Annotated in this window: 10 protein-coding genes; 9 read left to right on the forward strand and 1 reads right to left on the reverse strand. The window is 71.2% G+C overall.

The features are described from left to right. Window positions 1-102: 102 nt before the first annotated feature. The 9 genes from GWK61_RS27885 (at window position 103) to GWK61_RS58715 (ending at window position 8,758) form a co-directional block, all read left to right on the forward strand. A complete protein-coding gene (locus tag GWK61_RS27885; RefSeq protein ID WP_194913091.1) occupies window positions 103-399 on the forward strand; it encodes a DUF503 domain-containing protein in 297 nt (98 codons plus the stop codon). 30 nt (window positions 400-429) lie between these two features. Next, window positions 430-942, forward strand: a complete 513-nt coding sequence (gene rbfA / locus GWK61_RS27890) for a 30S ribosome-binding factor RbfA (protein WP_194913094.1) — start codon at window positions 430-432, stop codon at window positions 940-942. Window positions 943-946: 4 nt separating this feature from the next. Beyond that, the gene (gene truB / locus GWK61_RS27895; RefSeq protein ID WP_194913095.1) at window positions 947-1,864 is read left to right on the forward strand and encodes a tRNA pseudouridine(55) synthase TruB; all 918 of its coding nucleotides are present in this window, start codon (window positions 947-949) and stop codon (window positions 1,862-1,864) included. Between the two features lie 195 nt (window positions 1,865-2,059). Next, window positions 2,060-3,022 carry a bifunctional riboflavin kinase/FAD synthetase gene (locus GWK61_RS27900; RefSeq protein ID WP_194913097.1) on the forward strand — a complete coding sequence of 321 codons (963 nt, stop codon included), beginning with the start codon at window positions 2,060-2,062 and terminating at the stop codon, window positions 3,020-3,022. 123 nt (window positions 3,023-3,145) lie between these two features. Then, complete coding sequence (locus GWK61_RS27905; protein ID WP_194913098.1) at window positions 3,146-3,976, forward strand: sigma-70 family RNA polymerase sigma factor; 831 nt, start codon at window positions 3,146-3,148, stop codon at window positions 3,974-3,976. Between the two features lie 6 nt (window positions 3,977-3,982). After that, window positions 3,983-4,264, forward strand: coding sequence for a mycothiol system anti-sigma-R factor (gene rsrA, locus GWK61_RS27910; RefSeq protein WP_194913101.1), 282 nt, complete (start codon window positions 3,983-3,985; stop codon window positions 4,262-4,264). A gap of 355 nt (window positions 4,265-4,619) precedes the next feature. Beyond that, window positions 4,620-7,118, forward strand: a complete 2,499-nt coding sequence (locus GWK61_RS27915; protein ID WP_194913105.1) for an HD-GYP domain-containing protein — start codon at window positions 4,620-4,622, stop codon at window positions 7,116-7,118. Further along, complete coding sequence (locus GWK61_RS27920) at window positions 7,115-8,452, forward strand: HD-GYP domain-containing protein (RefSeq protein ID WP_194913107.1); 1,338 nt, start codon at window positions 7,115-7,117, stop codon at window positions 8,450-8,452. Before GWK61_RS27915 ends, GWK61_RS27920 begins: the two co-directional genes overlap by 4 nt. A gap of 90 nt (window positions 8,453-8,542) precedes the next feature. Continuing rightward, window positions 8,543-8,758: a biotin/lipoyl-binding carrier protein gene (locus GWK61_RS58715; RefSeq protein ID WP_194913109.1), complete on the forward strand. Its 216-nt coding sequence runs from the start codon at window positions 8,543-8,545 to the stop codon at window positions 8,756-8,758. A 48-nt stretch (window positions 8,759-8,806) separates the two neighbouring features. Here the strand turns inward: GWK61_RS58715 and bsaP are convergent, their stop codons facing one another. Further along, a complete protein-coding gene (gene bsaP, locus GWK61_RS27930) occupies window positions 8,807-8,986 on the reverse strand; it encodes a biotin synthase auxiliary protein BsaP (protein ID WP_194913111.1) in 180 nt (59 codons plus the stop codon). Window positions 8,987-9,003: the final 17 nt, after the last annotated feature.

Genomic DNA, 9,003 nt, shown 5'->3' on the forward strand with positions numbered 1-9,003 from the left:
AGCGCATCAGTAAACGGGCGGTCCATCCGGGCCGCCCCTACTACTCTCTACTTAAGAAGAAGTAGGGACTCATCCCCTGGGCCGGGTTGGCCCTGATGTGCAGTGTTCGTGGGGACTATGACCCTCGACATCCTCCTCGGCGACGTCCACTCGCTGAAGGAGAAGCGCGGGATCGTGAAGCCGATCCTGGCCGAGCTGGACAAGCGTGCCGCCGTAGGCGCCGCCGAGACCGGCTGTCTGGACCTCCACCGGCGTGCCGAGATAGGCGTCGCCGTGGTCGCGGCCACCGCCGCCCGAGTGAACGAAGTGCTCGACGATCTCGAGGGCGCCGTAGCGTGGCGCCCGGAGATCGAGCTGCTCAGCGTCCGAAGACGGCTGCACAGCGACGAGGACGATTAGACAAATCCGAGCAAGAAGGAGTGAGTTCGCATGGCGAACAACGGAACGCGCGCCGCGAAACTGGCCGACCGGATCCGGGTGATCGTCGCCGAGACCCTCAAAAACCGGGTCAAGGACCCCCGGCTCGGATTCGTCACCATCACCGACGTCCGCATCACCGGCGACCTGCGCGACGCCACGGTGTTCTACACCGTGTACGGCAACGAGGACGAGCGTGCGGAGTCCGAGGCGGCCCTGGAGTCGGCCAAGGGCATCCTGCGCACCGAGGTGGGCCGGCAGACCGGCGTGAAGCACACGCCGTCGCTGACCTTCATCGCCGACGCCATCCCGGAGGGCGCCCGGCAGATCGAGGACCTGCTGGCCAAGGTCGCGGTGTCGGACGCCGCGGTCCGGGACGCGGCGGCCACGGCGAGCTACGCCGGCGAGCCGGACCCCTACCGGGCCCCGCGCGCCGACGACGAGTTCGACGACGAGGACGACGAGGACAAGCACGACGAGGACAAGCACGACGAGGACAAGCACGACGAGGACAAGGACGCCTGAGCCGGTGGGAAAGCGGACGAAGGCCGACGACGGCCCCGGCGGTCTGGTGATCGTCGACAAGCCGGCCGGCTGGACCTCGCACGACGTGGTGGGCCGGGTGCGCAGACTCGCGCGCACCCGGCGCGTCGGCCACGCCGGCACGCTGGACCCGATGGCCACTGGCGTGCTCGTGGTGGGCGTGGAGAAGACCACCCGGCTGCTGGGCCACCTCGCGCTCACCCGCAAGACCTACGAGACCACCATCCGCCTGGGCGAGAGCACGATCACCGACGACGCCGAGGGCGAGGTGACCGGCAGCGCCGACGCCTCGGGTGTGTCAGATGACATGGTTCGTGGCGCGATTCCGTCATTCACCGGCGCGATCCTGCAGCGGCCGTCGGCGGTCTCGGCGATCAAGGTGGACGGCGTCCGCTCCTACAAGCGGGTGCGCGAGGGCGAGACGGTGGAGCTGGCCGCGCGGCCGGTGACGATCCACCGCTTCGAGGTCCACGGCATCCGCCGCCAGGGCGCGCTGGTCGACGTCGACGCGACCGTCGAGTGCTCCTCCGGCACCTACATCCGGGCCCTGGCCCGCGACCTCGGCGCGCAGCTCGGCGTCGGCGGGCATCTCACGATGCTGCGGCGCACCGCGGTCGGGCCCTACGGCCTGGACCTGGCGCGCCCGCTGGCCGAGCTGACCGAGCTGGTGGACGGCGGCGGGGAGCTGCCGGTGGTCCCGCTGGCCGCCGCCGCGCGGGCCGCGTTCCCGGCCCGGGACCTCACCGCCGAGGAGGCCGGTGCGGTCGCGCACGGCGGCTTCCTGGCGCCCTCCGAGCGGCCCGGGGAGCCGGTGGCGGTGTTCGGTCCGGACGGCCGGTTCCTGGCGTTGTACGAGGACCTGCCGAGCGGGAAGAAAGCCAAGCCGGTCGCTGTCTTCATCTGACCTGTGGGATCTGACCCGGGGCCGCAGCACGGCACAGCTGCGGCCCAAAAGTCCTAGGTCACAGATTTTGAATGTCGGGATACAGATTTTCAATGTCGGACACAGATCGTGCCGGGGACCGATTGCGCGTCAGCGGTCCCCGGATGGCACTCTTGTGTGTCGGCAACCTCTCCCAACCACAAGGCAGGCACCCCCGTGGAACGCTGGCACGGCACCGCCGAGGTCCCGCAGGACTTCGGCCCCTCGGTCGTCACGATCGGCGTCTTCGACGGCGTCCACCGCGGCCACCGCGAGGTGGTCCGCACGGCCGTCGCCCAAGGCCGCGCGCTCGGACTGCCGACGGTGGTGCTCACCTTCGACCCGCACCCCAGCGAGATCGTGCGGCCGGGCAGCCACCCGCCGCTGCTGACCACCCAGCGCCACCGGGCCGAACTGCTGGCCTCCGAGGGCGTGGACGCGGTGCTGGTGCTTCCGTTCAGCCTGGAGGTCTCGCGCTGGGCGCCGGAGGAGTTCATCCGGCTGGTGCTGGTCGAGCACCTGCACGCGCGGGCCGTCGTGGTCGGCGCCAACTTCCGCTTCGGGCACCGGGCCGCCGGCGACGCCGCCGCCCTGCAGGAGGCCGGCAGCCGGTACGGCTTCGAGGTCGTGCCGGTCAGCCTGCGGGGCCCGGAGGGCGAGAGCGCGGACAACCGCTTCTCCTCCACCCGGGTGCGCGCATTGATCGGCGAGGGCGCGGTGGCCGAGTCCGCGGCGCTGCTGGGCCGGCCGCACCGGGTCGAGGGCGTGGTGGTGCGCGGCGACCAGCGGGGCCGGGAGCTGGGCTACCCGACCGCGAACGTGGAGACCGTGCCGTTCGCCGCGATCCCGTCCGACGGCGTCTACGCGGGCTGGCTGATCACCGACGTCGACAAGCCGGAGAAGTCCGTCCGGCACCCCGCCGCGATCTCCATCGGCACCAACCCGACCTTCGACGGCAAGGACCGGCGGGTCGAGGCGTACGCGCTGGACCGGGACGACCTGGACCTGTACGGCACGCACGTGGCCGTGGAGTTCGCCGCGCGCCTGCGCGACACGCTGAAGTTCGACTCGGTCGAGGCCCTGCTGGACCGGATGGCCGACGACTGCAAGGCGGCGCGGGAGATCACCGACGCCGCGTGAGGCGTTCGTCACACCGGGTACGGCCCAGCTCACAGCGGTCCGTGCGCGGGAATACACCTGCCCTGTGCCCGGTTACAACGCTTGAACCCTCAAGGGTCCGACCACGTTGTCGAGGGGACAGGAATGACTTTGGCACTGAAGCAGCGGCGTCCGGCAGTCAAGATCGATTTGTCGGGGGTCTCGCCTTGGATAAGCTCTTCGGGAAACCCCGAGGAGGTGAGGACGGTCGCCGTGACCGCTGACGACGCACGTGGCGAGGCCGTCATCGCCGAGACTGTGCCCAATGAGAAGTCTGGGCCTGTCACCGAGGCTGTGTCCGCCGCAGCTGCGTCATCCGTTGAGAGCACCGACGCGCCGCGGGTCGACCCCGGCGAGTCCGAGGACGCGCGCAACGAGCGCTTCGAGCGCGACGCCCTGGTGTATCTCGACCAGCTCTACCCGGCCGCGCTGCGGATGACCCGCAACCCGGCCGACGCCGAGGACCTGATCCAGGAGACGTTCGCCAAGGCGTTCGCCTCCTTCCACCAGTTCCGCGAGGGCACCAACCTCAAGGCCTGGCTGTACCGGATCCTCACCAACACATTCATCAACAGCTACCGCAAGAAGCAGCGCGAGCCCCAGGTCAGTCCGACCGAGGAGATCGAGGACTGGCAGCTGGCCCGGGCCGAGTCGCACAGTTCGGCGGGTCTGCCCTCGGCCGAGACGGTGGCGCTGGACCACCTGCCGGACTCCGACGTGAAGGAAGCCCTGCAGGCCATCGGCGAGGAGTTCCGCATCGCGGTCTACCTGGCCGACGTCGAGGGCTTCGCCTACAAGGAGATCGCCGACATCATGGGCACCCCGATCGGCACCGTGATGTCGCGGTTGCACCGCGGGCGCCGGCAGCTCCGTGCGATGCTTGAGGACTACGCGCGGGAGCGCGGCCTGGTGGCCGCCGCGGCGGAAGGGAACTGAAGCGCCATGAGCTGCGGGCAGCCGCACGAGACGCCGTGCACCGAGGTCCTCGACCATCTCTACGAGTACATCGACAACGAGATGCCCGATGAGGACTGTGCGGCGGTAAAGCGCCACCTCGACGAGTGCCAGCCCTGTTTGGAGAAGTACGGGCTGGACGCGATGGTGAAGAAGCTCGTGCAGCGCTGCTGCGGGTGTGACGAGCCGCCGGTCGACCTGCGCGACAAGGTTCTCGCCCGGATCCGGCAGGTGCGCGGCGAGGTCGCCGTGGGCGGCGCGGGAGAGTAGCGGTACGGAGAACGACCCAGGGGCACGCCTATGGCGTGCCCCTGGCGCGTTCCGGTCGGATCCACTCGTAAGAGTGGATCTTTTCTTGACTGGCGGCCGTTTTTCCTCTGTACTCGTACGTGCTTTGATCCATTCCCGCGGTCTGCCCGACAGCCGCGGGCGAATTCTGAAGGACGGTGTTTCGGTATGATCCACCTCATTGGCGGTGGTCTCTGAGTCGGGAGATCCCGACTCCTGCCAAGCCACAGGCCGGCGCCGCCCCATGTGCCGGCCTGTGGACCTGCCGGGCGTTTCGTGACAGGGTTTTGCGTTGACCGGTGCTGACGCGCTCCCTGCGCGGACTAGAGGATGACCGATGCCGTTCTCCGTGCGGTGCTACATCTTCGGTTTGGTGGCGGTGGCCGTCTCGGTCATCGCCGCGTTGCCGTTGTCGAAGACCGACCCGGCGCTGCTGCTGGTGATGTGCGTCCTGGTGGTGGCCGCCGAGCGGCTGTCCCGCGTGCAGATCGGCGTCTCGGGCTGGACCATGTCGGTCTCGCTGGTCGTCACCCTGATCACGGTGCTGGTCCTGCCGCCTCCGGCCGCGGCCTTGGTCGGCCTGGTCAGCGCGGTGCCGATGCCCCGCCAGCCGAGCTGGACCTGGAACAAACAGATCGTCAACTCCGCGATGTCCAGCCTGGTCCCGGCCTCCGGCTCGGCGGTCTGCCACCTCGCCGGCGGGCACGCCCCGGGGCACTTCCTGAACTTCCCGGAGTTCCTGTGGCCCGCCGCCGTCGCGGTCACCACCTGCCTGGTGGTCAACGCCCTGGTCATCGCCGGCTACGTGGGACTGGCCACGCACACCCGCTTCGTGGACGCGCTGCGCGGCGACATCCGGCGCGCCACCATGCCGTACTACTCCTCGGGTGTGCTGTCGCTGATCTTCCTGTCGCTGTGGGACGACATCGGCTGGTACACCGCCCCGCTGGTGGTCGTCCCGATGTACATAGCGCACTGGAGCCTGTCGCAGTACGCGAAGGAGGGCGCGGCGCACGAGGGCACGATCGCCGCGCTGGTGCAGGCCGTGGAGATCAAGGACTCCTACACCCGCGGCCACAGCGAGCGCGTCGCCCGCGGCGCGGAGATGCTCGCCGAACAGCTGAAGATGCCGCAGGACCGCCTGGCGATGCTCCGCTTCGCCGGGCTTCTGCACGACATCGGCAAGCTCGGCGTCCCCACCCGGCTGCTCACCAGCACCGGCGGACTGACCGAGGAAGAGTTCAAGCTCATGTGCATGCACCCCAACCACGGGGTGGCGGTGCTGCGCGACATCCGGTTCCTCACCGAGGTCTACGAGGGCGTCCTGTACCACCACGAACGCCTCGACGGCCGCGGCTACCCGACCGGCAAGTCCGGTGACGAGATCCCGGAGTTCGCCCGCATCATCGGCGTCGCCGACGCCTTCGACGCGATGACCTCCACCCGCTCCTACCGCGCGGCCCGCTCGGTCGAGCAGGCGGTGGCCGAACTGCGCCGCGGCGCCGGGACCCAGTTCGACCCGGCCCTGGTCCAGGCCTTCGAGGCCGCGCTCCAGCTCGCGGAACGCTCCGGCCGGCCCTGGCTGCCCACCGAACTGGTGCCCGCCGAGCCCCCGCAGGACGAGGCGACCGCCGCCGCGGCGACCGGCCCCTGGCCGCTCCCCAAGCGGGTGCCGGGCTTCTCCTTCGCCGACCACGACGACCCGTTCGTGCCGGTGGAGTGGTTCTCGGACTGGTACCCGAGCTGGCTGGAGCACGGCGGGGAGCCGGGCCCCGAGGACGGCACGCGGCCGGTGCCCGAGCTGCTGGGCGGGATACCGGGGCAGCGGGTGACCGAGCCGGAGCCGGAGCCGGCGCCGGAAGCCGGCGCGGAGAGCGCGGACTTCGACGACGGCTGGTCGGAGCGGATGCACTCGGCGGTGGTGCGCGAGGCGGGGCCGGAGCCCGACGAGGGGTGGGCCTGGGACGGCGGGGCGGCCGAGGCGGCTCTGGCTGAGGGTGGCGTGGCGGAGCTTGCCGAGGTGGAGGCTGCGGACACCGATTCTGCAGCGGCTGGCGTTGAGGCAGCCGACGCCGAGGTGTCGCCGGATGACGAGCCAGGGCCGTCGGCCGATCCTGGTCCTCGCATCCCGGTCGAGCCTGAGAGTCCTGAGTCCCGGATCGCCGTTGAGTCCGAAGCCGATCCTGAGCTTCCGATCCCGGTCGTGCCGCAGCCCGCAGCGGATCGCTCGGCCGTCCTTCAGCATCTTGCCGATCTTGCGGCGGCGTTCGGTTCTCATCCCGAGTCTGATGTCGACATCGAGACCGCGAACCCCGCCGAGCCCCGGCTCACCTCCGGAGCATTCACCCGCTGGCCGGTCGACCCCGGCCTGCGCGGCGACCCCCGCGGCTCGATGCGCGTGCGCGCCGGGACCCCGGGCGCCGACGCCGACCCGCGCGGGCCCGAGCCCGCGGCCGACTTCGACCTCCGCAAGCCGGTCGCCCCGTGCCACGGCGTGACCGGAGCCGTCACAGAACTCGTCGTCGAGCCGGCCGCCGAGGGCGACGAGACCGGTCCCGTCCATCCGCTCAAGACCGGCGACCCCGAGGCCTGGACCCCGTCCCCCGAGCCGTGGACCGCGCCCGAGCCGCCGGCCGAGGCCTCGAAGGCCGCCGAGGCCGCCGAGGCCGCCGACTGCGCCGAGGCCGAGAGCCGCAACGGGTCCGCCGCCGGGCCGTCCTGGTTCCTGCGCGGCGCCGGCGGTTCGCCCCCGACCCTGCACTTCTTCGGGCACGGCGACGCCGCGTGGCCGCCGCGAGATCCCGACGCGAAGGACTCCGAGGAGTCCTCGGCATGAACCACGCCAAGCCCCCGAGCCACCGGGCCTTCGAATCCGACAGCGACGCGCAGACCGCGTGGGCGCAGAGCAATCCGCTGCTGCTGGTCCTGGCCAGCTTCGTGGCGTTCGCCGCGGTCGCCTCGTGCGCGGTGCACGGCTTCAGCCAGCCCGGCTACGCCCTGGCCTTCGGCGCGATCATCGCCGCCGGCGAGGCGTTCCGGGTCCGGCTGCCCGGCGGACGCGAGGCGGCCCCGCTCGGCGCGGCCACCGGCCTGGCCTACGCCGTGCTCACCGAGATCGGCCACCAGCCGGCGCTGCACAACGCGCCGCAGGCGGTCGCGGTGGCGGCGTTCGGATTCCTGGTCGGCTCCGTGCCGCACCTGGCCGTCCGGCGCCCGACCACCCTGGACTACACCGTCCGCCGGTTCCTGATGGTCGCCCTGACCGCGTGGCTGTTCCGCATGTTCTACCTGCGCTGGGTGCTCGGTACCCGGCCCGACGACCCGATCTTGGCCAAGGCGGTCAGCGCCGACCAGGAGTACCTCACCCACCACCTGCAGAGCCTCGCGGTGGGCGCCGCGACCGCCGGGTTCCTGCTGCTGGCCATCGTCAGCGACGGCGTGGTCGGCTCGATCCTGCAGGCCGGCCAGCACCGGCGGCCGATCCTGGCGGCGGCGCGCGACGAGCTGACCTTCACCACCCGCGTCGGGCTGGCCGTGGTGGCCACCGCCCTGCTGGTCACCCTGGCCTCGCGCACCATGTCCATCTGGGTCCTGCCGGCTCTGTGCCTGCCGCTGGCCTTCACCCAGCTGGCGCTGCGCCGTTTCGCGCGCATCAAGGAAGTGCACCTGGAGACGATCAGGGCGCTGTCGCGCATCACCGAGGTGGCCGGCCTGACCCAGCCCGGCCACGCCCGCCGGGTGGCCCGCACCTGCCTGCGCATCGGCCGCGAGCTCGGCCTGAGCGAGGCGCAGCTGCTGGACCTGGAGTACGCCTCCCTGATGCACGACATCGGGCAGCTCTCGGTCGCCGAGCCCGTGCACGGCGGCCGCACCGCCCCGCTGTCCCTGCTGCGCCAGCGCGAGCTGGCCCGGGCCGGCGCCGAGGTGATCCGCCGCGCCGGGGCGCTGGGCAACGCCGCCGAGATCGTGGAGCACCACCCGGACCCGTTCGGCGCCGCCGGCCCGCTGCCCAGCCGCATACTGCGGGTCGCCAACGACTACGACGACCTGGCCGGCGCCACACCGGAGGCGGCCGAGCGCACCGAGGCGCTGCGCCACATCCGGCTCGGGCTGGCGGTGCACTACGACCCGACGGTCGTGGAGTCGCTGAGCAGGATGGTCGGGGAGTGATTGGCGGCCCCTGCGCGGGCATGGAGCGGGTACGGCGTGATTGGATGCGCACGTACATCTTTAGCTTGTGACTGCGAGGGAGCATCGAACGTGGCCGAGGAAGTCCGCGCCGAGATGGTGGCCAACGTGTGGAAGATCGTGGCGGCCGAGGGTGACGAGGTCGAGGACGGCGACACCCTCGTGATCCTCGAGTCCATGAAGATGGAGATCCCGGTCCTGGCCGAGGTCTCGGGCCAGGTGTCGCGCCTGGCGGTGGCCGAGGGCGACGTGGTGCAGGAAGGCGACCTCATCGCCGTGATCGGCTGAGGGTCCTGACAGCCCGGAGCACCGTTCTGCGTGGAACGGTGCTCTTTGTCAGCTGGTGACGGTCCCGTGCTCGACGCAGCGCGCCGACCACCCCGTGGGCACGACCTGCACCACCATCCGGCGGCGGCAGTGTCCGCAGTAGCGCGGCGGCTCCAGCTCCGCCCGCGCGGCGCACCTCTCGTGCCCGGCGGCCGCCGTCGGCTCGCCGCACTGCCCGCAGAAATCCATGCAGGCAAAGTAACACC

It is taken from the genome of Catenulispora rubra (assembly GCF_015356825.1).
Lineage (GTDB): Bacteria > Actinomycetota > Actinomycetes > Streptomycetales > Catenulisporaceae > Catenulispora > Catenulispora rubra.

Coding starts and splice junctions, on each gene's coding strand:
- rbfA (WP_194913094.1), top strand. CDS start 430: ATGGCGAACAACGGAACGCGCGCCGCGAAACTGGCCGACCGGATCCGG.
- GWK61_RS27905 (WP_194913098.1), top strand. CDS start 3,146: ATGACTTTGGCACTGAAGCAGCGGCGTCCGGCAGTCAAGATCGATTTG.
- rsrA (WP_194913101.1), top strand. CDS start 3,983: ATGAGCTGCGGGCAGCCGCACGAGACGCCGTGCACCGAGGTCCTCGAC.
- GWK61_RS27915 (WP_194913105.1), top strand. CDS start 4,620: ATGCCGTTCTCCGTGCGGTGCTACATCTTCGGTTTGGTGGCGGTGGCC.
- GWK61_RS27920 (WP_194913107.1), top strand. CDS start 7,115: ATGAACCACGCCAAGCCCCCGAGCCACCGGGCCTTCGAATCCGACAGC.
- bsaP (WP_194913111.1), bottom strand. CDS start 8,986: ATGGATTTCTGCGGGCAGTGCGGCGAGCCGACGGCGGCCGCCGGGCAC.